We start from the raw sequence: 24,365 nt of genomic DNA on the forward strand, positions 1-24,365 counted from the left end.
CCGAGGCGATCACGATCCGTCCGACCGGAGGCCTGCGTCAACCCTTCCGGAAGAATTTATTCCGGGGAGCGCACCACGCTCACTCACGGGCTGAAGGCTGTTACGGAGGGCTCGGTTCTCGCCGCTGTCGGCGGGGTGTTGGGGGCCGGCCCGGTGGGGTGGAGACGCCCGGATTCACCGGTCGGCGACGAACGTCACCGCCGGGAAGGCCGGTGACGGTCCGTCGAGGAGGCGGCCCCGACGGTGGCGCAGATGCTCGTCGAAGAACGCGAGCGGGTACGCCTGCTGGATCTTCACCGCCTGGTCGGGGTCGAGGGTGCCGATCACCTCCTGGAGCTGCTGTCCGCTCCATCCGAGCAGCTTCGCCACCTGCGGGAAAAGCGCCTCGTTGTCGCCGTACGAGACGTGGGCGGCGCCCTGGGCCCGGAGGTTCAGCCGCCAGCCTCGCAGGTGCGACCAGAACGCGGCGGCCTCGGGGTCCGCGGCCCGGGTGAACACGGCGGACATCATCATGAAGGGCCGGTCCAGGTCGCCGGCCAGCGGCGGGTTCATCTGCATCGGGCCGTCGAGGCTGAGCCCGGCCCGGATGCGCTCGTCCGCGAGCGCGGCGCAGGCGGTGGCCGTCCCGCCCTTCGACCAGCCGAACGCGCCCATGCACCGCGGGTCGAGGGAGCCGAGCAGCCCGGCCGGCAGCTCCCTGCGGTCGACGTCGGGGTTGCGCCCGGCGGCGAGCCGCTCGACGCAGTCGAGGACGAAGCGCAGGTCGGCCGCGAAGTCTCCGGGCAGCGTCGGCGCCTGCCGGTCGCGCAGCGGGACGCCGATCCGGCCGTCGGGGAACTCGGTGTACGTGTCGTACTGGTGAGCTGTCGTCACGACCGCGTATCCGTGGCTGGCGAGCTCCTGGACCATGACGGTGTGATCGCCCTGGTGGCTGTGCGCGCCGTGGGAGAACACGACGACGGGCAGCGGCCGGCCCGTCCGCCGCACCGGAGCACCCACGTGGCCGGCGGTGAGCGGCCCCAGGGAGGCCAGACCGGCGAGCCCGACGTCGGTGAGGAACGCCTGGAATGCGCCCGCCGGCATCCAGGGCGCCACCGGATACCGCTCGACGTCGCGGGCGGGGTACCAGACGGTGGCCATCAGCTCACGGAAGTGCCCCGGGCCCGCGATGTCGTCCGGGCGCGACCGGTCGACGAGGTGCAGCTGGACCGTGCCCACCGGATACGGCCCGGTCGGCTCGGGCAGTACGAACCGCGCCGGGTCGGGGGTGGCCGCGGCCGGGGCGGCCCAGGCGGGGCCGGCCGCGGCGGCGAGCGGTACGGCGGCCCCGGCCGCCAGCGCGGCTCCCACCATGCGGCGGCGCGTCATGCCCTTCCGGCTGGTGAACGGCGTGGTGGTCAAGTGCCCTCCCCTGGTGACGGATCGTCAGTCGGCCGCGACGGCGGTTCCGTGCGGCACTGGGGAACCCTGTCACGGGACCCTCCCGCGCGGCATCGGCCCGCAGGCTTACGCCCTGGGGCTGCCCCTGCCGTCCGCCGCTCCGTTCCGCCGGCCGGGCGGAGGAGGGCGCCACCTCGCCTTGCCGGCGCCGTCGAGGGGCCCGTCGGTCGGACGCCGCCCCCGCGTGCACACGATGTGGGCACCGCCGCCGGGCAGGGCGCTGTGAGCCGGCCGCGAGGGTTCCTCCTCCCGGAGGCCGCGCCACACCTCCCGCTCCGCGTCGCCTGCGTGCGTGCGTGCGTGCGTGCGGGGCACCGCGCACCGTCAGGGGGTGGGGAGGAAATCGGCGACGAGGACGGCGAATTCCTCCGGGCCGAGGATGCGGATGCCCAGTTCTTCGGCCTTGGTGCGCTTGGAGCCCGCCTTCTCGCCCGCCACCAGGAGGGTGGTGCGCTTGGACACCGACGACGACGCCTTGCCGCCGGCCCGCTCGATCAGTTCGTTCATCTCGTTGCGGGACAGCTCCGCGAGGGGGCCGGTCATGGAGCCGGTGACCACGACGGCCTGTCCGGCCAGCGGGCCGCCCGCCGGGGTCTCGGCGTCGCTCGTCGCCCCGGTCGCGGGCTTCTGCGGCTCGGTGACCTGCGTGCCGACCCGCTGCGCCTGGAGCTTGTCGAGGAGCGGGGCGAGTTCGACGAGTTCGGCCGCGATGACGCGGGCCTTCTCGGTGCCGATGCCGTCGACCGCGGCCAGCGTGTCCGCGTCGGCGGCTCTGATCGCCGCCATCGAGCCGAAGTGCGCGGCGATACGGCGCGACATCGTACGGCCGGTGCCGCGGACGCCGAGCGCGCAGAACACGCGGCTCAACGCGGCCCCGCGGGCGGTCTCGATCGCGGCCAGGAGGTTGGTGGCGCTGGTCTCGCCCATCCGCTCGAGCCCGAGGAGCTCCTCGCGGGTCAGCGTGAACAGGTCGGCGACGTCCTTGACCAGGCCGGCCTCCACCAGCTGGACCGCGCGGGTGCCGCCGAGGCCCTCGATGTCGAGCTGGTCCCGGCCGGCCGCGTAGATCACCGAGGCCACGGCCTGACAGCTCCGGCCGCGCACGCACCGCCACCGCTGCTCGGCGGTGTCGATCGCGTCGCCGCAGCGGGGGCACGCCTCGGGGAAGACGATCGGGGTCTCGGCGCCGGTGCGCTGGTCGGCCAGTGGCGCCTCGACCCGGGGGATCACGTCGCCGGCCCGGTACACGAACACCTGGTCCCCGATCATGAGCCCGCGGCGGGTGATGTCGGACGGATTGTGCAGCGTGGCGTAGGTGACGGTCACACCGTCGATCACCACGGGCTCCAGGACGGCGCGCGGGGCGATGATCCCGGTCCGGCCGACGTTCCACTCCACCGCCAGCAGACGCGTCACCTTGTGTTCCGCCGAGAGCTTCCGGGCCACCGCCCACCTCGGGGCGCGCGAGCCGTTGCCGGCCTGCCGCTGGTCCTCGGCCGTGTCGGCCTTGACGACGACACCGTCGATCCCGAACGGCAGGTCTCCGCGCAGGCCGACGATCACGTCGATCCGTTCCTGCACCTGCTCCAGGGTCTCGCAGCGCAGGGGGGCGGCGGCCGTTCCGGCGGCCGTGTTCGCGCCGAGCGCGGCCAGGTTCTCCAGCAGGGCGGTGTGGCCGAGGTCCTCCAGGCCGATCGCGCCGTAGGCGAAGAAGGTCAGCTCGACGCGGTAGGGGCGGTCCTTGGCCCGCAGGGTGCCGGCCGCCCCGCTGCGCGGGTGCGCGAAGGGCGTGGCCTCGTGGGCGAGCCGGATCCGGTTGGCCTCCTCGAACTGCGCGGTCGTCAGCAGCACCTCGCCGCGCAGCTCGACGTCGATCGGTTCGGTGAGTACCGGTGGCAGACCGAGGACGGCGTCGGCGGCATGGGTGATGTCCTCGCCGGCCAGGCCGTCGCCGCGGGTGAGGACCTGGACGAGCAGGCCGCCCCGGTAGCGGGCGGCCACCGCGAGGCCGTCGAGCTTCGGCTCCACGCACCAGCCGGCCACGGGGTGCCCGAGGCGCCGTTCCAGCCCTGCGGCCCACTCGGCGAGCTCGTCGGCGTCGAAGACGTTGTCGAGGGAGAGCATCGGCACCGAGTGCGGCACGTCGCCCTGGACGGCCCCGCCGGCCACCTTCCCGGTCGGCGACTCGGCGAGCACCTCGTCGGGGTGGGCTTCCTCATAGGCCGCGATGGCGCGCAGCAGCCCGTCGTACTCGTCGTCACCGAGCGGGGTGGTCCCGTCGCCGTAGTAAGCGGCTGACGCCGCGACGGCGGTGGTCACGGCCTCCAGGTAGGCGGCGGGAGAGAGCAGGGCACTGTTTTCGGTCATGCGGATCATCATGCTGCCCGGCACTGACATTGACGCCGCCTTCCCACCCCTCGCCGCCGCGGCACACGGCCGGCCCGCCCCGCGCCAGCGGGCGGGAGCGGCGGTGCCCCGCTGACCGGCACCGTCCTCGCGGATCGACCGCCCGGACGGGGCCGGGCCCTCGGGGGATCGCACCATCGCGGTGCGTGACCTGCGGAGATGCCGACCATTACCGGCCGGCCCCACGGAGGTTATGGTCGTCCGGTCGCGGACGGCAACGGGCCGTCCGTCCAACCCAGGGGGGCCGACATGTCCGATCTGAACTCGCTGCGGGCAAGCCTTGCGTCGGGTGAGCACGAGTTCGCCGACACCTTGGCCTTCGTCGCCGCGCACTACGAGTACCAGCCGCAGGCGTTCCGCAACGGCGCTCTGGAGAACGCCGCGGGCGAGAACGAGGGCTCCTGCAAGACGCTGGGACTGGCGCTGCTCGAAGGGCTGAGCGACCAGGAGGCCCTGCTGGCCTTCGGTGAGTACTACCGCGGCGTGCTGGCGACGCCGGACGGCACCGATCACGGCAACATCCGCAACCTGATGGCCCACGGCCTGGCAGGGGTGAGCTTCGCCGGCCGGCCGCTGGCCCGCAGGAGCTGAGCGGCCACGGCCCGGGCGACGGCGTGAGTCCGGCCTCCCGCACGCGCCCGCGCCGCGGAGCGGAACGGAACGGCCGGTCGGGCGCCGCGCGGCGGTCGGCAGCGTCAACGGAGAACTCGGCCCCGGCAGCAGGACGATCAGCAGCGCCCCCAGGGCACAGGCCGGCGGATTGCGCGCTCCGAGCATGTCGGCACCCTTCCTGGCCCGCAGTCGACCGGCAGAGCCCGGAGAGCTAACCCCGGTTCAGGTCGGTGGACAGCAGGTGGTGGTCCGAGTACCCGCTGGGGCGGACGTGGTGGGTGCGCGGGGTGATGCCGCGCAGGAAGACGTAGTCGAACGTGAGGTTCCAGTCAGTGGTCGCCGGGCAGGCACCGGCGCCGGCGCCGGCGCCGGTGGTCGAGGGGCGGCAGCCGGGGTCCGTGTCCGGGGCCAGGGGCCACATCGGGGCGAGTTCGGGTGCGTCAGGCACGGCGTTGAAGTCGCCGAGGACGATCGCACGGTCGTGGCGGGCGACTTCCGCGGCGAGCACCCGCACCTGGCCCGCCCGCGCCTGCGGCTGCCGGCGCTCGGCGAGGTGGGTGTTGAAGACGCGGACGGGCCGGCCGCCCACCAGTGTGGTGACGGCCAGGTAGCCGCGGTCCTCGGAGCCGCCGTCGGGGTATTCGACGTTCACCCGGTCCGTCATCGGCGCCGCCGAGAGGATGGCCTGGCCGAAGCCTCCGGGCCGCCACGGCAGTCCCCCGCAACGGTTCCAGTTCCGCAGGACCGACCCGTACGCGACCCGGTAGACCAGCCCGTAGACCTCCTCCAGGTAGGTGCGGATCTCCTCGACGTCCCGTACGCACGCCTCCTGGAGGCCGATGACCTGCGGCGCGGACCTGGCGATGTCGGTCGCCCGGCCGAAGTCGTGCCCGATCCCGCCGCACGGGTTGCAGAGGTTCCACGTGGCGACCCGGTCCGCCACGGCCTCCGCGGGCACGTCGAACGGCAGGCGCCGGGGGAGGGGGGCACCGCCGCCCGGTGCGCCGGAGCCCAGGAGCAGCAGCATGCAGACCGCCGTCATCGCGCCCGCGGCCCACCGCGCGCCCCTGCTCAGCACCATCGCCTCCCGGAGTGGACGCACATCATCACACGGCGCCCTCGACGCACGATGGAGGTGATTTCCGGCCGGTCCGTGCGGCCGGGCCGCTACCGCCCGATTCCGCAAAACCGGGTGCGTCCGCGGGCCCCGGGCTGTTCCCTCGCCACATGAACACGACGAGACACGTGCGTCTCCGCCCGTGGGCGGACGACGACCTCTGGCTGCTCCGGCGGCGCAACACCCCGGACATGACGGCTCACCTCGGCGGCCCCGAACCCGACGGCGCGCTCCTCGCCCGCCATCGCCGCTGGACGGCCATGAGCGCGAACGCCCCGCACGAGGGCCGGGTGTTCCGCGTGGAATCCCCGGCGGGGGACACCGTCGGCACGGTCTCCTTCGCGCCGAAGGAGCACGGGGGCGGGCCGATCTTCGAAGTGGGCTGGGGCGTTCTCCCGAGCACCAGCGCCAGGGGTGGGCGACGACCTCGGTCCGGGCCCTCCTCGACCATCTGGCCGCCCTCCCGCCGGCGCACCGCAGGCCGGCGGCTCACGCCTTTCCCCGGGTGGCGAACGCGGCCTCGAACGCGGTCTGCCGCGCGGTGGGCTTCACCCTCGTCGCCGAAACGGTGCACGAGTACCCCCCGGGCGAGTACCACGCCAGCAACGACTGGAGCTTCACCCTCCCGTAGACCCCTCCCCAGAGATACGGGAGGCACGGGAGACACGGGAAATCCTTATGGATACAGCCGAACTGGCCGGAAATCCTTGCTCGATTTTGTGACAGGCGCATTGATGTTTCATCATCGTGACTGTGCGTCAAGTTTTGACGCACAGTGAGCGCGGGCGAGGGGCACCGGGGGGTCCCCCGTTCACACCGGCCGGTCCGGCCGGAGCGTCCGCGCTTTCCCGCCGCGCCACGTCGCGCGCCGCGGCTCCGTCCCGTTCCGTCACCCAGGCAAAGGCCCATGTCCGCCCAGCAGCTCTCGGACCTCATACGTTTCGTCCGTCACAACTCGCCCTTCTACCGGGACCTCTACGCGTCCCTGCCGCCGCACGCCGACCGCCTCACCGACCTGCCGGTGGTCGACCAGCAAGCGTTCTGGGCGGCCAACACCCTTCACGACAGCCGGGTGCTGACCGGCCCGCTGAGCGAGGCCACGGTCTACAAGACCGGCGGCACCACCGGGTCCCCCAAGTTCTCCGTCTACACCCGTGACGAGTGGCGCACCTTCGTCACCGCCTTCGGCCAGGGGCTCGTGGACACGGGGCTACGCCCGGGGCACCGGGTCGCCGACCTCTTCTACGCCGGGGAGCTGTACGCGAGCTTCCTCTTCGTCCTCGACTCCCTCGCCCACGCGCCCGTGGACAACGTCCGCCTGCCCGTCGGCGGCGCCGCGCCGCCGGAGTCGACGATCCCCACGCTGCGCGATCTCGCCGCCCAGGTGCTGGCCGGAACCCCGACCACGCTGTGCCGGCTCGCCGAGCAGGTCGTGGCGTCCGGTGTCCGCCTCGACGCGGTGGAGTTGCTCCTCTTCGGCGGCGAGGCCCTCTTCGACGACCAGCGGCGCCTGCTGGCCACCGCGTTCCCCCGGGCCGAGGCCCGTTCCGTCGGGTACGCCAGCGTGGACGCGGGCCTGCTCGGCCGCCCCGTACCCGGGCCCGACGCCCGGGTGCACCGGGCCTTCACGCCGTACTCGGTCGTCGAGATCCTCGACGACTCCACCGACGAGCCCATCACCGAACCGGGCCGGCCCGGCCGGGTCGTGGTCACCAGCCTCTTCCGCCGCCTCATGCCGGTCATCCGCTACCCCGCGGGCGACCGGGCCGAGTGGACCGGCGGCGGACCCGGGCACTTCCGGATCCTCGGCCGCGCCGAGGAGGGCGTCCGCGTGGGCCCCGTCTCCCTGTACACCCAGGACGCCCAGGACGCCGTGGCCGCGGCGGACACCGCAGGAGACGTGGTCGGCATGCAGCTCGTCGTCCGCCGCTGGGACGGCCGCGACGGGCTCGTCCTGCGGCTGGCCACGGCCCCCGGCGGAGGACACGACGGCCGCGAGGAACTGGCCGGGGCCGTCGTCGCGCGGCTGGAGAAGGTGCGGCCGCTGTATCCGGACAGCGTGCGCACCGGGTTCGTGCACCCGCTGTCCGTGGAGTGGGTGCGCCACCGCGACCTCGCCGTCAACCCGCGCTCGGGCAAGCTCGTCCGGGTCCTCGACGAGAGGCCGACCGCATGAGCACCGCCTCAACCGTGACGAAGACCGGGCCGGAGACCGGTCCGGAGAGCGCGGCGGAGACCAGGCCGGAGACCAGGCCGGAGACCGAGGCGGAGACCGCGGGCGGCCGGCGGCGCGCTCCGCTGGTCCTGCGCAACCGCGCCTTCGGCGCCGTGTGGCTCGGCCAGATCCTCACCCAGGCCGCCGTACGGATGTTCCAGGTCGGCGTGGCCTGGTGGATCGTCGCCTACGCCGTGGACGACGTGCGCGGGCTCGCCTCCGGGCTGTTCATGGCGGCCTGCACCCTGCCCGCCGTGGCGCTGGCGCCCGTGGTGGCCGCGGCGGTCACCCGGTTCCCGCACCGTTCCGTGCTGCGGACCGCCGCCGCCCTGGCCGGGGGCGCGTCGGGCGCCCTCGCGCTGTGGGCATACGACGGCGGCCCGCCGCTCGCCACCGTGTACGCCGCCGGTCTCGCCCTGGCGACCTGCCAGGCGTTCTTCGACCCCTGCCTGACCACCTCGGTGCCCGAACTCGTCGACGACGCCGACATCGAGACCGCCACCGGTTTCGAGCTGTCCACGCAGTCGCTGGCCGGTCTCGCCGGTGCGCTGCTCGGCGCCCTGACCGTAGACCGGACCGGCGTGGCCGGGCTGGCCGCGGGCTGCGCGGCCGCCTACCTCGGCGCCGCCCTCCTCGTCGCGGGCGCCCGCTTCCGCACCGTCGTGACCGCCGCCCCGGGCGTCGGAGCCGACGCGCCGGACGCCCCGGCCGCCCCGGCCGAGCCGCGCCCGCTGCGCCGCATCCTCGGGGAACTCCCCTACGTGCGGCGGATCCTGGTCTGCTTCACCGCGGCGAACCTCTTCACCACCGCCGTGTTCGTCGTCATCCCCCTCTACACCCGTTCGGTCCTCGCGGGCGGCGGCGGCACCGTGGCCCTGCTGGAGGCCTCCCTGGGTACCGGCGCGCTCGTCGGCGCCTTCACCGGCGCCCGCGTGCCGGGACGCCCCACGACCGCCGGCGCCTGCTGCCTGGGCCTGATGGCCCTCGCCCTCGCGCTGCCGGGGCTGATCGCGCACCGCCCGGTCGTCGCGGGCTGCCTGGCCGTGGCCGGCTGGTGCGCCGGGGCCGTCAGCGTGCGCTTCGTGGCCCTGTTCCAGCGGCTGGTGCCGACGGCCGACAAGCCCGGCTTCTTCGCCGTGATGCAGGCCGTGCTGGGCGCCTCCCTGCCGGTGGCGTCCCTGGCGTTCGGCTTCGCCGGCGACTTCCTCTCCCCGCGGACGCTGTGCCTGGTACAGGGCGCCGGCCTGGTCCCCGCGGCCTGCGCCCTGGCCCTGCTGAAGTCCCCCTCGGCCGCGCCGGCCCCGCCGGAACCCGCCGGAGGTGAGCGGTGAGCCCCGCCGCCACCCCCCTCATCACCCCCGCCGCACGCTCGGACATCGCCGAACTGCGCCAGCTCTACTACGCCGTCTACGGACCCCACTACCCCGTCGCCCTCGGCACCGACCCGGCCGAGATGGCCCGGCTCATCGAGGACCCGTACTCCCTGTGGCTCGTCGGCCGCTGTGCCGGCACCGGGGCCCTGACCGCGTCCGCCGCCATCCACGGCGAGGCGGGCAGCCGCATCGGCCGTCTGGAGGGCATCGCCGTACACCCCGAGCACCGTTCGGCGGGTCTGGCCGCCACCCTGACCGAAGCCCTGTGCGCGGGCATGCTGGACACGGGCCGGCTGGACTCGGTGTACGCGACCGTGCGCACCGTCAGCGCCGGCCCGCAGCGCGTCGTCGCACGCAACGGCTTCCGCCCGCTGGGCATCCTGCCCAACGCGGTGGATCTCAGCAGCCGCGAAAGCCTCGCACTCTACGCGCGTCACTCCGCCGGGGTGCTGGACCGCCGCATCCCCGTCACCGAAGTGCCCGCCGCGCTCCTGCCGTTGCTGCGCACCGCCGGGGCCGCACTGGGCATCGGATACCCCGGGGTGCGGGCCGCCACCGCCCCGCGCCCGGCGCCGCCCGCACCGCCGGGCACCGGCGACCGGCTGGAGATGATCGAGGCGCCGGCCTTCGTACGCCGCCGCTTCCGCGAGCGGTTCCCGAGCGCCGAGGGCTGGTTCTACCCGCTGCACACCCCCAACGTGCTGCTCACCCCCGAGGACGGCCGGTTCGAGGTCTACGCCTACCTCAACCGCGCCGGAGGGTACTGCTCCCTGCTCACCGCCCACCCCGACCCGGCCGCCGCGGCCGCGTGCCTCGAACCCGTCACCCGGGCCCTGGCCCGCGCGGGCGCGGGCTACGTCGAGGCCCTGGTGCCGCTCGCGCACCAGGAGGTCCTCTCGGCCTTCCTGGCCGAGGGGTTCGTCGCCGGCGCCGTCTACCCGGCGATGCGCGCGGACGGCGACGGCTTCCACGACTACGCCGTCCTGTCCCGCTCCGGCGAACGCATCGACTTCCGCGGCGTCGCCGTCGAACCGCCCCTCCAGCCCTATCTGGACTGCTACGTGTCGGCCTGGGCGTCGGCACACCTGCCCACATCATCCGAGGTTGCCCCATGAACCCCCATCTCGCGCCGGTCGCCGTACCCGACCCGGCCCTCCTGCCGCACGTACAGCAGCTGTGCGACCTGACCGACCCGTACGCCTGCGGGCCCGCGGAGGACGAGCTGTTCGCCGCCGCCATGGCGGAGACCAACGCCTGGCACGTCGACCGGTCCCCCTTCTTCCGCTCCCTGTACGAGGCCACTCCCCCGGCGCGGCCGTACCGGACGCCGCTCGTCCACGCGAACTTCTTCAAGCGGCACGAGGTCCTCTCCATCCCGCGCGAGGACGTCGAGCTGCACCTGACCTCCTCCGGCACCACCGGCCAGAAGTCGCAGATGTTCTTCGACCACTGGACCATCCGCTCCGCCCAGCGGATGGTCGCCCGGATCTTCGAGCGCCACGGCTGGATCACCCCCGACCAGGAGGTCAACTACCTCCTGTACAGCTACGAACCGGCCCCTTCCCTCAACCTCGGGACCGCCTTCACCGACAACTACCTGTGCGATTTCGCCCCGGCGCGCAGCGTCGCGTACGCCCTGCGCAACACCGGCGGCGACCACGAGTTCGACCCCTTCGGCTGCGTCGCCGCGCTGCGCCGCTTCGAGCGGGAGGACACCCCGGTCCGCATCCTCGGCTTCCCGGCCTTCCTCTTCTTCACCCTGGAGCGGATGCGGGCCATGGGGCTGCCCCCGCTGCGCCTGCCCGAGGGCTCCCTGGTCATCCTCGGCGGCGGCTGGAAGGGGCACTCCGACCGGCGCATCGGGAAGGAGGAGCTGTACGGCCGCGTCACCGAGCAGCTCGGCATCCCGGGTGAGCGGATCCGGGACACCTTCGGGTCGGTGGAGCACTGCATCCCGTACATCGAGTGCGACCAGCACCGGCTGCACGCCCCCGTGTGGTCCCGGGTCACGATCCGCTCCACGCGCACCCTCGAACCCCTGCCGTACGGGGAACGGGGCTACCTGCACCTCGTCTCGCCGTACATCACCTCGGTACCGGCGCAGAGCGTGGTCATGGGCGACCTCGCCTCCCTCCAGCCGGGCGACGCCTGCGGGTGCGAGCTGGAAACCCCCTGGTTCACCGTCCACGGCAGGGCCGGGGTGAGCCGCAACCGCAGCTGCGCGGTGGCCGCAGCGGAACTGATGAAGGGCATGGCGTGACCGTGACGGAGACCATGACGCAGACGCAGACGCAGACGCAGACGGGGACGGGGACGCAGACGGAGGCGGAGAGCATGTCCGCGGCCTCGTGCGAACAGCACGGCCATGGCGGCGCCGCGCACCACTACTGGCAGGGTGCCCTCATCGGCGACGAGGAGGCCGGGCGCCGCCTCGCCGGCCTGCAGGCCACCGTCGAGGCCGCGCTGGCCACGGTGCTGGAGACCGAGACCGTGCTGGCCGCCTGCGACGCCCTCGCCACCGCCCTGTGCGACCCGGCCCACCCGGTGCGCGCCCGGCTCGCCGCGCACCTGCCCGCCGGAGAGGACCCGGCCGTCCTGGCCGAGCTCGGCGCCCTGCTGAGCCGGCGGGAGCTGACCCGCAAGCTGCGCCGCGAACTCGGCAGCGCGACCCCCGGCCGGCTGAACCGGGCCGATCCCCGCGAGACGGTCTACGAGGCGTGGGCGCCCGTCGGCCTGGTCGCCCACATCGCCCCCGGCAACGCCGCGACGGTCGCACCGCTGAGCATCGTCGAGGGGCTGCTCGCCGGGAACGTCAACATCCTCAAGACCAGCAGCGCCGACACCCTCCTGACCCAGCACCTGATGGCCGAGCTCGCGGCCCTCGACCCCGGCGGCGCGCTCGCCGCACGGGTGATCGTCCTGCGCTTCCCGTCGTCCCGGCAGGAGTGGCTGCGCCTGATGTGCGCGCCCGCGGACGCAGTCGCCGTCTGGGGCGGGGAAGGCGCCGTCGAAGGGGTGGCGGCCCATGTGCCGGCCGGGTGCCGGCTGGTGGAGTGGGGGCACCGGATCTCCTTCGCGTACCTGACGGCCGACGCCTGGTCGGACGCCCGCACGCTCGACGCCCTCGCGGACGACGTGTGCCTGTACGAGCAGCAGGCCTGTTCCAGCCCCCAGGTCGTCTACCTCGACACCGAGGACGAGGCGGAGGTGTTCGCCTTCGCCGAGCGGTTCGCCGCGGTCCTCGCGGCCCGTCCGCCTGCCGCGGGCGCCGCTGCGGCGGGCGAGCCGGACCCGGCCGAGGCGGCCGAGCTGACCACCACCGAGCTGGTGGCCCGGCTGGAGGAACACCTGGGCCTGACCCGCGTGTTCGCGGCGCCTGACGGCTCGTGGCGGGTCATGGCCGACACCCGGTCGCCGCTCACGGCCTCGCCGCTGCACCGCAGCGTGTGGGTCAAGCCGCTGCCCCGCGAGCGGCTGATCGCCACCCTGCGCCCGATGCGCCGCTACCTGCAGACGGCGGGCCTCGCGGGCAGCCGGTCCGACGTCGCCGAGCTCTCCCGCACCGCACTGGCCGCGGGCGTCACCCGCGTCACGCCGGTCGGCGCCATGCAGGCGAGCTACGCCGGCGAGCCGCACGACGGGGTCTACGCCCTCCAGCGCTACAGCCGCCGCGTCGCGGTCCAGGCCGACCCGGTCCGGTTCGCCACCACCGCCTGCCTCGACGACCTGGCCCGGCCCGTCGTCCTGCCGCTGCCGACGGGCCCCCTGCGGGGCAAGGAGGACGTGCAGGAACCGTCCCGGGAGCTGTCCCGGGCCGATGCCGAGCTCTACTTCCGCAGCGGCGGCAGCACGGGCGCTCCCGCCCTGTCGGTCTTCAGCTACGACGACTACGACACCCAGATGCACGCCGCCGCCCGCGGCCTGCTCGCCGCCGGCTACGACCCGGTCGGGGACCGCACCGCCAACCTCTTCTACTGCGGCGGCATGTACGGCAGCTTCATCAGCTTCTTCTCCGTACTCGAACGGCTCGGCGGGGTGCAGCTGCCCCTGTCCGCGGGAGCGGACCACAGGGCCACGGCCCGGGCCATCGTCGAACACCGCGCCGACACCCTCTTCGGCATGCCCTCCTACCTGTGGCAGCTGCTGCACGCGGAGGAGGACGCGCTGCGCGCGTACGGGGGCCTGCGGAAGGTCTTCTACGGCGGCGAGCACTTCACGCAGGAGCAGCAGCGCACGCTGAAGACCCGGTTCGGCATCGAGGCCGTCCGCTCGATCACCTACGGCAGCACCGACCTCGGCCCGCTGGGCTACCAGTGCGCGGACAGCTCCGGCGGTGTCCACCACCTGCACGCCGACCTCCACACCATGGAGATCGTGGACCTGGCCGAGGACCGTCCGGTGGCCCCGGGCGAGACGGGCCGGCTGGTGTTCACCACGCACGCCCGGCGCGGCCAGCAGCTGGGCCGGTACCTGATCGGCGACCTCGGCCGTGAGGTCCCGGGCCGCTGCCCCTGCGGCCGGCACGCGCCCCGCTTCGAGCTGATGGGGCGCACCGGTGACGTGATGCGGGTGGCCACGTACTTCCTCAACCACCGCCGCTTCCTGTCCCTGGCCGAGGAGGAGGGCGGCCACCGCGGCGAGCTGCAGATCAGGCTCGACGGTACGCAGGCGCGCGAGCGGCTGACCGTACGGGTGGAGCGGGCGCCGGCGACGGATCCGGGGCGGCTGCGGGAGGTCTTCCTGTCGGGTTACCCGGAGCTCCGCTCGGCGGTGGCGGAGCGGCTGCTGGACCTGGTGGTCGAGGCGGTGGACGGCGCGTCGCTGGACCGCAGCCCGACCAGCGGCAAGCTCCTCGCGGTGGTGGACGCGCGCCGCTAGGCCGCGGCCTCGGCCGCCGTCCCGTCCGTCCTGCGGTCCCGGTCCGACGGCCGGGGCCGCAGGACGGGCGGTGGCGGGACTCCCGGGGGCGATGCGGCGTCAGCGGTCGAGGGTCCGGTGGGCGCTCTCCGGCAGCCGCAGGTACACCACCGAGGAGCACAGGCACAGCACGGCCACGTACCAGGGGAACAGGCCCGGCCTGCCCACGTCCTGGAGCAGCGTGCCGATGTACGGGGCCGTGCCGCCGAAGAGCGCGACCGTCAGCGAGTACGGGAATCCGATGCCCGCCGCCCGGACCCGGGCCGGGAAGACCTCGGCGTTGACGGCCGCCGAGACGGAGGTGAAGCCGGTGAGCAGCACCATGCCCGCGCACTGGACGAGCAGCAGGGAAGCGAACGAGCCGTCCAGGGCGCGCAGCAGCGGTACGACGAGCAGGGCGAAGCCGAGGCCGAAGAACAGCAGCGGCGGCTTGCGTCCGAACCGGTCGGACAGCAGGCCGCCGATCGGCTGGAGCAGGGCGAAGAACGCCAGGGACAGCGTCCCGGCGAGGAGCGCGTCGCGCTTGGCGATGCCGGTCTCCAGCTCGGCGTAGGTGGGCAGGTAGGAGGTCCACGTGTAGTAGGCCAGGGTGCCGCCGGCCGTGATGCCGGCGATCAGCAGCGAGGCCCCGGGGTGGTGCCGGAGCGCGTCGAGGAGTCCGGGGCGGGGCGCCGCGGCGGGCCGGGCGGCGAGGGTCTCCTCGGCGCCGCGCCGGATCCAGAATCCCGCGAGGCTGAGGACGGCGCCGAGCAGGAAGGGCACGCGCCAGCCCCAGCCGTTCATGGCGTCCTCGGCGAGTGTGGCGACGAGCAGCGCGGCCAGGCCGGAGGCGGCCAGCTGGCCGAGGGTGGTGGAGACGTACTGGAACGACGAGAAGAGTCCCCTGCGGCCGGGCCCGGCGGACTCCACGAGGAAGGTGGTCGACGCGGCGAACTCCCCGCCGACGGAGAGGCCCTGGAGCAGCCGCGCGGCGACGAGGACGACCGGGGAGAGCACGCCGACGGCCGTGTACGCCGGGGTGAGGGCGACCAGCAGGCTGCTGCCTCCCATGAGCAGGATGGTCACGGTCAGCGCGGTGCGCCGGCCCCGCCGGTCGGCGATCGCGCCCATCAGGAGCCCGCCGACCGGGCGCATGAAGAAGCCGACGGCGAAGACGGCGAAGGTGGAGAGCAACGGAACGAGGGAGTCGTCCGCACCGGAGGGGAAGACCTGCCGTGCGATGTGGGTGGCGAGGAAGGTGTAGGCGTACCAGTCGTACCACTCCACGGCGTTGCCGACCGAGGCGGCCAGCAGCTGGCGTAACGGGTGGCGCGGCGGGGCGGGGGTGTGCGTCGCGATCTCTGTCATGATCACGCTCTGCCCGCCGGGAGCCGTCCGTACGCCACGGCCCCGGCGGGAACGCGCCCCTTCGCCTGGACCAGCCTATCGGCGAGGGGATTTCTCGGGCTTGTTCGCGGGGCGGACGGCCAGGGCGACGGCGTGCCCGTCGCCGAGGATGTCGTAGATCAGTCCTCCGTAGCCGGGGGGTACGGTGCCGGCCGGGTTGGAGGGTCCGTAGAAGTCGGAGGCGGCCAGGAGCTTTCCTGTGCGGGCGTCGCGCCACTGGATCTGGTCCTGGTAGTTGGCGCCGACGGGGCCGGGGTTGAACTTGGTGGGGTCGGTCTCCTTGGAGCGGGCGTTGGCGTTGACGAACACCCGCTTGCCGGCCGGGCCGATCAGCGTGATGTAGCTGTTGCTGCGCTGGTTGACCTTCCACGCCAGTGACATCCGGCCGTCACGGAAGTCGATGGCCGAGGCGGTGCCGAGACCGAAGTCCATGACGTAGATGCGGTTGTTCGCCTCGTCCGCGGAGACCTTGGCGTAGTAGTAGCTGACCTGGCCCGGCTTCAGCGTCGGAGTGGGGTCCAGGTGTGTCATGCGCTTGGAGTCGCCCTGGTGGATGGCGTACACGCTCATGGGCACCTTGGAGGGCGTGCCGTTGTTGGAGAAGACCACCCAGTCACCCATGATGACGGGGGCGCCGGCCGCGGCCTGACCCGGTTTGACATAGGTGACCGGTCCCCACGTGGGGTCCTGCTTGACGGTGTGCCCGTCCCAGACGTAGCGGTAGATCTGGGTCGGGGTGGTGACGTAGGCGTAGTCGTGTCCCTGGTAATGGCTGGTGGTCACCCGGCCCAGGACATTGCCCTTCAGCTCCACCCAGCTGAGGACCTTGAAGGTCTTCGGGTCGACCGTGCCGATGATCGACGGTTTGGCCGAGCTGGGAGCGCCGGGGCACTTGTACGCGGCGGCACTGTAGCCGTTGAGCGTGCAGCCGGCGGGGCGGTTCATCGACCTGACGACGATCGTGCCGTCGGAGAAGGCGTCGATGCCGTTGAAGGCGCTGTCGTTGGTCGGACTGCTGCCGGTGGGCATGTCCTGCTTGAGGAGGATCTTGCCCGTGGTGCCGTCGAGCTTGTAGAGGGTGTGGTCGGAGATGGCGACGATGTTGCCGTCGGCCATGACGTCGACCGCGCCGGAGACGTGCAGTTCGTTGTTCTTCCGGGCGTCCGACAGCGGGGTGCGCCAGATCTGCTTCATCGTGCCGGGCTCGACCTTGGAGATGAAGGTCTGCAGTGCGGGCGGGTTCAGGTCGCCGTTGCCGCCGTAGTAGACGTACATGTCCTTCAGGCCGCGCGTGGCGATGTCGAACTGCGAGTAGTAGACGTTGGTCGTCGTGGGGCGGGCATCGACCACGTTCGGCCCGGTCATCGACCCCGGGAACTGCGCGCACGGATGCAGGCTGGTGCGTCCGGAGCCGTAGTGCTCGAACGGCACGAGCGTCCGGTACCAGGGGCTGTTGGGCTGGGTGGCGGCGCAGACGGCTTCCTGCGCGGCGATGGCCGCCTCCCCGACGGGCAGATCCCACGTGGACCGGCTTCGGGCCTCGTCGGCGGCCGCTGCGGCGGCCGACGGGTCCGGCGGACCACCCCGGAGGGGCTCATGGCTCTCGTTGACCGTTGCCCGGCCGCAACCGCCGGCGACCACAGCGAGGGACGCCAGCGCCCCGACCAGGCGCATGCGACGTATGCCTACCTTCACTTTCTCCTCCAACTCTCCGGCGCAGGCGTCCTTCTCGGGCGGTACAGCCCGGGCACACGGCGGCCGGAAGGGGATTCCGAAGTCTCCGAGCGGCAGGGCGCCGACTCAGAAGCGGTCTGCGGGCTCACCGCTCACAGAGGAAGCCGCAAGACCGTCACCAGGCGTGATGAACGGATTACAGTCGCGAGGGCAGCCTATGCCGCAGGAACGGGCCGCACCTCGTCGAACTGCGCCGAAAGAGCGCCCCCACCGTCCGTGACGCCCCTGACGGCAGCACTGCGGGCAGCGCCGCTGTCAGCGCCGGCCGGGCTGTGCTTGTCGGCTGCCTCGCCCCGGCCGCTGCCGGTCCGGCCTCCGCTGTCAGTCGAGGTGGCACTTGCCGCGCTTGGGCGTACGTCAGGAGGCCGGCCCTCGCCCGTCCTGCCGCAGCCGTCCGGCGAACGCCCGCGCGGCGGCCAGGTCCCCGGCGTTGGGCCGCGCCTTGTTGATTCCGCCGATGAGCTTGAAGGGCGTCCAGGTGTCGAACCCCCGGCACGAGAAACTCCCTTCCACCTCGAAGCCCTTGCCTTCGAGGAGCCGGACCACGGGGCGGGTGAAGGGTGCCAGAGGTGTTTCGGGGAGCCCGCTGGTGGCGAACACGAACGCGCGCCCCCGCCCGGGGGGAAGTGCCTTGACGAAGTCGGTCAGGCGGGGGTGGAGCCTGCCGTAGAAGACGCCCGAGCCGAATCCCACGAGGTCGGCGCCGGCCAGCTCCGCCGGGTCGGCCTGCTCGGGGGAGACGACCTTCGCGCCGAGTACCCGGGCCATGCTGTCGGCGACGCGACGCGTGTTGCCGTGCGACACGGAGGCGCACACGATGACGGTCTTCATCCTCACGGTCCTTTCTCCCGCTTCCGTCAGGGGGACAGCACAGCCCCGTCGGATGTGACACGGCCCGCGAGGACCCCGGCCGGCGAGCCGCCGTCGACAGCACGCACACGGGGGCGTCCGTCCGGCTGCCCGGGGTCCGGGGCCGCGCCCGCCCGGACCGGCGATCGCGCGACAGCGGCGTCATGGGCGCCGACCGCCGGGCACAGGACGGGCAGGCCGTCGCCGTGAGCCTGCCCGGAGCCGCCTCCACCCCGCGCAGTGCGCCCTCGGCGTCGACGTCTCGCGCCGGACCCCGCCGCCGCACGCTCCCGCCCGGGCTCCCTCGCGGAACCAGCCCCTGTGCCGGCCCGCGTCAGCCGCCGGGGCCGCCGCCGCATCATGGGCGCCGGGGCGGAAGCCGGGGCGGGATGCGGGAAGACCCGGCCCGGCAGCGGGCGCCTCGTACGGTCGCGCGCTACTGCGGGATGCCGCCCTGGTAGCTGCGGCGGCAGTCGTCGATCTCATCCCTGGTGTGGGTGTTCACGAAATCCCGGGCCGCCTGCTTCTTCTCCTGGACGGAGACGCCCTGGTCGGCGATCAGGCTGATGAGCGCCGCGCAGTCCCCACTGGGCTGGACCGGGACGGTCCGCGCCGACGCGGTGGCGGGAAGTACGGCGACGGCCGCCGCGGCGAGAGCGGCGAAGGCGAGTCGTCCCTTCATCGGTCTGTCCTCTCCGGACGGCGGAGCGCAGCACCGTGTGCGCGCTCCTCGATCGGGCGGATCCCGCGCAGGGGTCCTTGTGACCGTACCGCCCGGTGACCGGCTCCGCACGGCGGCCGGTGACCGCCGCACGTGGGCGACTACAGAACGTCACCACGCGCCTCGGGGCAGACCCACCAGCGGCAGCGCTCTCACCTCGCTCGCACGCGTCCCGGCGGCCGGAGCCGTCGGCCCGGCCGCCGCCGCATCGGACGGCACCACCGCGGCGGCCACCAGGGCCGTCCCCCTCCCCCGGGTGATCGGCCCCGCGGCCACCGTCCCCGCGCACGGAAGCGCCCCGTCCAGGGCACCCTGTCCGCAAGGCGGGACGGCCGGTCGACGGAATCCGAGGGAACCGGCCACGGGGAGCCCGTGAGGAAGGTAGTCCCGCCAACTCCTGCGAAAGGATGGGAACTTGAGTCACTCATCAGTAACATCCGACCGGCCAGTAGCACGCCGTCCGAGAAGCCCCCCTCGAAAGGCCCTCCTGCATGCGCCGGACCTCCCGCTTCGCCCCCGTCGGCCTCGCCGTGGCAGCACTCCTGCTCGGCGCCCTCCCCGCGCAGGCCCAGGCCCGCCCCGGCCGCTCCCCCGACCGGGTCACGGTCGGTGACCGCACCTTCATCGCCGACGGCCAGGGCCGCGCGCTGCAGTGGCGCGGCTTCAACCTCGCCGACAAGAGCAGCCGGGGCGCCGACGCGTTCGCCGACATCCACGAGAGCGACCTCAGGGACATGGCCGCCCGGGGGTTCAACCTCGCGCGCCTGGCGTTCTTCTGGGACGACCTCGAACCCGCCCCCGGGCACTACGACCGCGGATACCTCGCCAAGATGCGCCGCATCCTCGACTGGGCCGACCGCTACCACGTCAAGGTCGTCCTCGACGCCCACCAGGACGTGTACGGACCGCACTTCGGCTCCCGCGGCGTTCCCGCCTGGGCCACCCGTGACGAGGGGCTGCCGTTCACGCCGATACCCGAGGACTGGTTCTCCGAGTACTTCGAGCCGTCCGTGCAGACCGCCTTCGACCACCTGTACAAGGACGCCGACCTCCGCGCCGCGCACGCCCGCATGTGGGTGACGGTCGCCTCCGCCCTGGGAAGCCACCCGGCGCTGCTCGGCTACGACCTGATGAACGAACCGTTCGCGAAGTTCCTCGAAGGCGAGGACCTCCCCGCCGCCGCGGCCCGCTTCGAGGCCGGCGAGCTCACCGAGATGTGGAACCGCCTCGCCCGGGCGATCCGGCTGGTCGACCGGAAGTCGTGGGTGTTCGTCGAGCCCACCGTCATCGTCGGCCTCGGCGTCCCCACACGGCTGGGGCACATCGACGACCCGCACGCCGGGTACGCGCCGCACTTCTACGAGACCGCGATGGAGACCGGCGGCGACTACGACCCCGACGGCACCTTCATCCCCGCCTACGAGGCCGCGATCAGCGACTACCCGGCCCGCAACCGCATGCCGGTGATCGTCGGCGAGTGGGGCGGCAACCCGTACGTTCCGCACGCGAGCCGGTTCGTCACCGACATGACGGCCTCCCTGGACCGCTTCTCCAGCGGCTGGACCTGGTGGCAGTGGTGCCGGGGCGGCGGCTACTGCTTCCTCGACCAGACGGGCGCGGCGAAGCCCAACGCCCGCCTCCTCGCCCAGCCCTACGCGCGGGCCGTCGCGGGTGACCCGCTCGCCTTCGCGTACGACCCCGCCACCCGCACCTACACCCTCACCTTCCGCACCCGCGACGACGCCGAGGGACCCACGCAGATCACCGTGCCCCGGGACGCCTACCCCGACGGCTACCGCGTCGCGGTCCAGGGCGGCAGCGCGAGGTGGGACGGGCACGGCCAGACCGTCGGCGTGACCACGCGCGGACGCGCCGGAACCACGTACAGGGTCACGATCAGCCCGAGGTAGCAGTGCTCGCCCGCCGGTGCCCGAGCGCCGGCGGGCGCAAGGGCGGGGGAGGCCCGCGCAAGTCCCTGATCGGGTAGGAACGCGGCGGCAACCACTCGAACGAAGGAGTTCAAACGGCACCGGTCAGGCAGCAGTTGCCCCGCGCCCCGGTTTCGCAGTCGTGTTCGACGGATTCGCCCGTTCGGGGCCGTTACGGCTCCGGATCCGGGACGTTCTTAGAGCATCTGTGCCAACCGACGGCCCCCATGGAGGACACGATGACTTCCGGACCTGCTCCCGCCCACGCCGTCCCAGAAATCGAACGACGGCGGCCGTCCGCCGCGGGCGCACGCCGTCCGGCGCGAGCGGATACGAGGTGGACGGCATGAGCGAGTCGCCCCGCACGGTGTCCGCCGCCGTACCCGGACAGCGGTCCGCGCCCCAGCCGCTGCCCCTGCCTCCGGCCGCGGTGCCCGGCGCGCCCCGGGACGCGGACGTGACCGAGGGACTCGAAGAGGCGTACTGGTCGGTGCACGACGGCGCCGCCGCGAGCGCCACCGTGCCGCAGGTCCTGGCCCGCCTTCCCCGGATCGCCCTGCTGATCGGGCGGCTCGCCTGGAAGGCGGACCGCCGCTCCACCCTCGCGGCCGTCGTCTGCCAGCTGGGCTCGGCGGCCATGGCCGCCTTCGGCCTGATCGCCTCGGTACACGTCCTCCAGCACCTGTTCGCCGCCGGCCCCACCCCCGACCGCGTGCGCGCGGCCCTCCCCCAGATCCTGCTCGTGGCGGCATTCCTCTCCGCCCGGGCCCTGCTCGAAGCGGCCGTCGCCGTGGCCCAGGCACGCGTCACGCCCAGGATCCGCACCGCGCTGGAATGCGAGTTCCTGCGCCTCACCGCCCACGTGCGTCTCGAAGCCGTCGAGGACCCCGACTGGCACGACGAGGTGTACCGCGCGAACGACCGCGGGCTCTTCTACGCCCGGATGATCGTCGGGCAGGTCGTCTCCCTCCTCTCCGCCGTCCTCGGCCTCATCGGCAGCGCCGGGGTCGTCAGCGTCCTGCACCCCGCCCTCCTGCCCCTCCTCCTGCTGTCCGTCCTGCCGGTCGGCGCGGCCGCCGTGGGCAACGCGCGGGCCCGGTTCCGGTCCTTCAAACGGTGGAACGCCCTGCAACGCCGTGTCCGGGTGTTCTCCTGGCTGCTGCTCGACGTGGACGCGGCCGCCGAGCTCCGCTCCGACGCCGTCCAGGACGCGCTGCTGGACGAGCACCACCGCCTGACCGTCAGGATCGCCGAGGAGGACACCCGGCTCGGTGTCGGCTCCGCCGCGCTCGACCTCGCGGGCCGGACGGTGGGCGGCATCGGCACCGGCATCACGTACGCGGCGCTGGCCGCCATGCTGATCGCCGGCTGGCTCCCCCTGGCAGCCGGAGCCGGCGCCGTCCTGGCCATCCAGGCGGGCCGCGCCTCCCTCACCCGGCTCGTCGAAGTCGGCCACCTCGTCTACGAGCACGCCCTGTGGGTCGACGACCTCCTGGCCGTCCAGGAGCGCTGCCGCGGCCTGCTGTCCCGGACGTCCGCGGTGCGGGCGCCGGGCCGGGTCGAGGAGATCGTCGTCCAGGACGTCCGCTTCACGTACCCGGGCAAGGACACCCCCGCCCTGGACGGGATCTCCTTCACCCTCCGGGCCGGCGAGACGGTCGCGTTCGTCGGACTGAACGGGTCGGGGAAGTCCACGTGCGCCAAGCTCCTGGCGGGCCTGTACGAGGCGCAGCAGGGCAGCGTCCGCTGGGACGGCGTCGACGTCCGCGACATGGACGCCCAGTCCGTGCACCGGCGGGTCGCCTGCGTGCTGCAGGATCCCGTGCGGTTCCCCTTCAGCGCGCTGGCGAACGTCACCGCCGGCGCCGGCACCCTCACCGACGTCGCCCCCGAGCGGGCCATGGCCGCGGCCCGCGCGGCCGGAGCGGACCGGGTCATCGCCGCGCTGCCCGGGCAGTGGGACGCGGTGCTGTCGAAGCGGTTCAAGCACGGACAGCAGCTGTCCGGCGGCCAGTGGGCGAAGATCGCCGTGGCCCGGGGCCTGTACCAGGAGGCGGTGCTCCTCCTCCTGGACGAGCCGACCGCCAGCATGGACCCGCCGTCCGAACACGCCGTGTACGAGGCGGTGCTCCGCGGACGGCTGCGCCCGGACCAGATCACGGTGCTCGTCTCCCACCGGCTGGCCAGTGTCGTCGCCTGCGACCGGATCCTCGTCTTCGACGGCGGCCGCATCGTGGAGTCCGGATCCCACGCCGAGCTGATGTCCCTGGGCGGCGACTACGCCGCGATGTTCACCCTGCAGGCCAGCGGCTACCGGACGGACGCCCCCGAAGCCGAGGAGGCAACCCCGTGACCGCCGCCCCGGGCGCCCCGCACCACCACACCCCTCCACCCGTACCGAACCGGGAGCCCGGAATGCACGACACCGTCTCCGCCGAACCCCAGGGAACGGCGGCGTTACTCGTCAGCTCGGACGGGCAGTACCTGCTCCACCTGAGGGACGCCAACAAGCCGTGGATCTGCGACCCGGGGACCTGGTCGATCCCGGGCGGCAACCGCGAGGGGGAGGAGTCCTGCCGCGACGCCGTGGAACGGGAGCTGCTGGAGGAGACCGGGCTGTCCGTCCCGCTCGCGCCGTTCACCGTCGTCGACGCCCACGGCCCCGACGGCGGCGCCGGGCGGATCCAGGTCTACCTGGGCGCCTGGGACGGTGACGCCGACGCCCTGCCGTGCCCCGAAGGCATCATGTTCCGCTGGTTCGACGCGGCGAAGACCCGGTGGCTGACGATGTGCCCCTGGACCGCCGAGGTCATCGCCCTCCACCAGCGCAGCGCCCCCGTCCCCACCCCGCGCGCCGAGGGCGGCCGGCCCCGCCCGAACACGGTCGGGGTCCACCTCTTCCTCCAGCGGGAGGACGGGACCGTCCTGTTCGGGCTGCGGCACCCCGGCTGCGCGTTCGCCCCCTCGACCTTCCAGCTGCTCTCCGGGCACTGCGAGCAGGAGGCGGCGGTCGCCTGCGCGGTGCGGGAAGCGCAGGAGGAGGCGGGGCTGGTCATCGACCCCGCGGACGTCGAGCTGGTCCACGTCCTGCACATGGTGGACGCGCCCGGCACCCGGCCGATGGTCGGGTTCTACTTCCGCGCCCGGAAGTGGCGGGGCACGCCCGTCGTACGGGAGCCGGACCGCTGCGTGTCCTGGATCTGGGCGCCCGCCGACAACCCTCCGCAGCCACTGGTCCCCTACACGGCGGCCGCCCTCGCCGGCATCCGGCAGGGCCGCCTGTACACGGAACTCGGCTGGTCCTGACCCCCGTACCACGACCCACTCGTTCACTCACTCACTCCGAGGAGAACAGCGCATGACGACACCGCCCACCGCACCGCGTACCGGCAGCTGTGCCTGCCGGGCCGTCCAGTTCACGATCAGCGGTGAAGCCGGCTGCCTCCGGCTGTCCGGGGGTCCGATGATGTCCTGGGCCGGCTTCCCGCTCGCCGGCCTGACGTGGACCGGCACCGGAGGCGAGCCGGCCTGGTACCCCACACCTGGCCGGACTCCCGGCGGGGGTTCTGCCCGGCCTGCGGGAGCCGGCTGTGCGCCCTGGACGTCGGACTCGGCGTCCGTCGGGCGGTGTTCTTCCGCGCGGCGTGGTGATCTACGGTCTCCTACG

General features: G+C 73.5%; 17 protein-coding genes. 10 read left to right on the forward strand and 7 right to left on the reverse strand.

Annotated features, from left to right (window positions below):
• Positions 1-174: 174 nt before the first annotated feature.
• Together ACFY15_RS16690 and ligA are read right to left on the reverse strand one after the other, a co-directional pair.
• Positions 175-1,401 (reverse strand): alpha/beta hydrolase family protein, encoded by a 1,227-nt coding sequence (locus tag ACFY15_RS16690; protein WP_390689525.1) that lies wholly within the window; start codon positions 1,399-1,401, stop codon positions 175-177.
• A 363-nt stretch (positions 1,402-1,764) separates the two neighbouring features.
• Complete coding sequence (ligA, locus tag ACFY15_RS16695) at positions 1,765-3,807, reverse strand: NAD-dependent DNA ligase LigA (protein WP_390825689.1); 2,043 nt, start codon at positions 3,805-3,807, stop codon at positions 1,765-1,767.
• Positions 3,808-4,095: 288 nt separating this feature from the next.
• On the opposite strand from ligA, the gene ACFY15_RS16700 reads away from it, so the two are divergent.
• Positions 4,096-4,437 (forward strand): HopJ type III effector protein, encoded by a 342-nt coding sequence (locus tag ACFY15_RS16700; protein ID WP_390689527.1) that lies wholly within the window; start codon positions 4,096-4,098, stop codon positions 4,435-4,437.
• A gap of 232 nt (positions 4,438-4,669) precedes the next feature.
• Here the strand turns inward: ACFY15_RS16700 and ACFY15_RS16705 are convergent, their stop codons facing one another.
• Positions 4,670-5,539, reverse strand: coding sequence for an endonuclease/exonuclease/phosphatase family protein (locus ACFY15_RS16705; protein WP_390689528.1), 870 nt, complete (start codon positions 5,537-5,539; stop codon positions 4,670-4,672).
• 541 nt (positions 5,540-6,080) lie between these two features.
• Here ACFY15_RS16705 and ACFY15_RS16710 point away from each other — a divergent pair.
• The 6 genes from ACFY15_RS16710 (at position 6,081) to ACFY15_RS16735 (ending at position 14,041) form a co-directional block, all read left to right on the forward strand.
• Complete coding sequence (locus ACFY15_RS16710) at positions 6,081-6,206, forward strand: hypothetical protein (protein WP_390689529.1); 126 nt, start codon at positions 6,081-6,083, stop codon at positions 6,204-6,206.
• A gap of 276 nt (positions 6,207-6,482) precedes the next feature.
• Positions 6,483-7,751, forward strand: a complete 1,269-nt coding sequence (locus ACFY15_RS16715) for a phenylacetate--CoA ligase family protein (protein WP_390689530.1) — start codon at positions 6,483-6,485, stop codon at positions 7,749-7,751.
• Entirely contained in the window at positions 7,748-9,121 is a 1,374-nt protein-coding gene (locus ACFY15_RS16720) for an MFS transporter (RefSeq protein WP_390825690.1), read from the forward strand. Before ACFY15_RS16715 ends, ACFY15_RS16720 begins: the two co-directional genes overlap by 4 nt.
• Positions 9,118-10,278, forward strand: coding sequence for a GNAT family N-acetyltransferase (locus ACFY15_RS16725; RefSeq protein ID WP_390689532.1), 1,161 nt, complete (start codon positions 9,118-9,120; stop codon positions 10,276-10,278). The genes ACFY15_RS16720 and ACFY15_RS16725 overlap by 4 nt, the downstream gene beginning before the upstream one ends.
• Positions 10,275-11,423: an acyl-protein synthase gene (locus ACFY15_RS16730; RefSeq protein WP_390689533.1), complete on the forward strand. Its 1,149-nt coding sequence runs from the start codon at positions 10,275-10,277 to the stop codon at positions 11,421-11,423. Before ACFY15_RS16725 ends, ACFY15_RS16730 begins: the two co-directional genes overlap by 4 nt.
• 14 nt (positions 11,424-11,437) lie before the next feature.
• Positions 11,438-14,041 carry an acyl-CoA reductase gene (locus tag ACFY15_RS16735; RefSeq protein WP_390689534.1) on the forward strand — a complete coding sequence of 868 codons (2,604 nt, stop codon included), beginning with the start codon at positions 11,438-11,440 and terminating at the stop codon, positions 14,039-14,041.
• 99 nt (positions 14,042-14,140) lie between these two features.
• Here the strand turns inward: ACFY15_RS16735 and ACFY15_RS16740 are convergent, their stop codons facing one another.
• The 4 genes from ACFY15_RS16740 to ACFY15_RS16755 all read right to left on the reverse strand — a co-directional run bounded on the left by ACFY15_RS16740 (position 14,141) and on the right by ACFY15_RS16755 (position 18,731).
• Positions 14,141-15,427, reverse strand: coding sequence for an MFS transporter (locus ACFY15_RS16740; protein WP_390689535.1), 1,287 nt, complete (start codon positions 15,425-15,427; stop codon positions 14,141-14,143).
• Between the two features lie 75 nt (positions 15,428-15,502).
• Positions 15,503-17,161 carry a hypothetical protein gene (locus ACFY15_RS16745; RefSeq protein ID WP_390689536.1) on the reverse strand — a complete coding sequence of 553 codons (1,659 nt, stop codon included), beginning with the start codon at positions 17,159-17,161 and terminating at the stop codon, positions 15,503-15,505.
• Positions 17,162-17,557: 396 nt separating this feature from the next.
• Complete coding sequence (locus ACFY15_RS16750) at positions 17,558-18,031, reverse strand: flavodoxin family protein (RefSeq protein ID WP_390689537.1); 474 nt, start codon at positions 18,029-18,031, stop codon at positions 17,558-17,560.
• 454 nt (positions 18,032-18,485) lie between these two features.
• The gene (locus ACFY15_RS16755) at positions 18,486-18,731 is read right to left on the reverse strand and encodes a hypothetical protein (protein ID WP_390689538.1); all 246 of its coding nucleotides are present in this window, start codon (positions 18,729-18,731) and stop codon (positions 18,486-18,488) included.
• Positions 18,732-19,261: 530 nt separating this feature from the next.
• Between ACFY15_RS16755 and ACFY15_RS16760 the strand changes: the two genes are divergently transcribed.
• From ACFY15_RS16760 to ACFY15_RS16770, 3 genes are all read left to right on the forward strand, one after another.
• Positions 19,262-20,680, forward strand: a complete 1,419-nt coding sequence (locus tag ACFY15_RS16760) for a cellulase family glycosylhydrolase (RefSeq protein WP_390689539.1) — start codon at positions 19,262-19,264, stop codon at positions 20,678-20,680.
• 364 nt (positions 20,681-21,044) lie between these two features.
• Entirely contained in the window at positions 21,045-23,051 is a 2,007-nt protein-coding gene (locus ACFY15_RS16765) for an ATP-binding cassette domain-containing protein (RefSeq protein WP_390689540.1), read from the forward strand.
• The gene (locus ACFY15_RS16770) at positions 23,048-24,004 is read left to right on the forward strand and encodes an NUDIX domain-containing protein (RefSeq protein ID WP_390689541.1); all 957 of its coding nucleotides are present in this window, start codon (positions 23,048-23,050) and stop codon (positions 24,002-24,004) included. Before ACFY15_RS16765 ends, ACFY15_RS16770 begins: the two co-directional genes overlap by 4 nt.
• Positions 24,005-24,365 lie beyond the last annotated feature (361 nt).

This window comes from Streptomyces sp. NPDC001373 (genome assembly GCF_042895815.1).
In the GTDB taxonomy this organism is placed as follows: Bacteria; Actinomycetota; Actinomycetes; order Streptomycetales; family Streptomycetaceae; genus Streptomyces.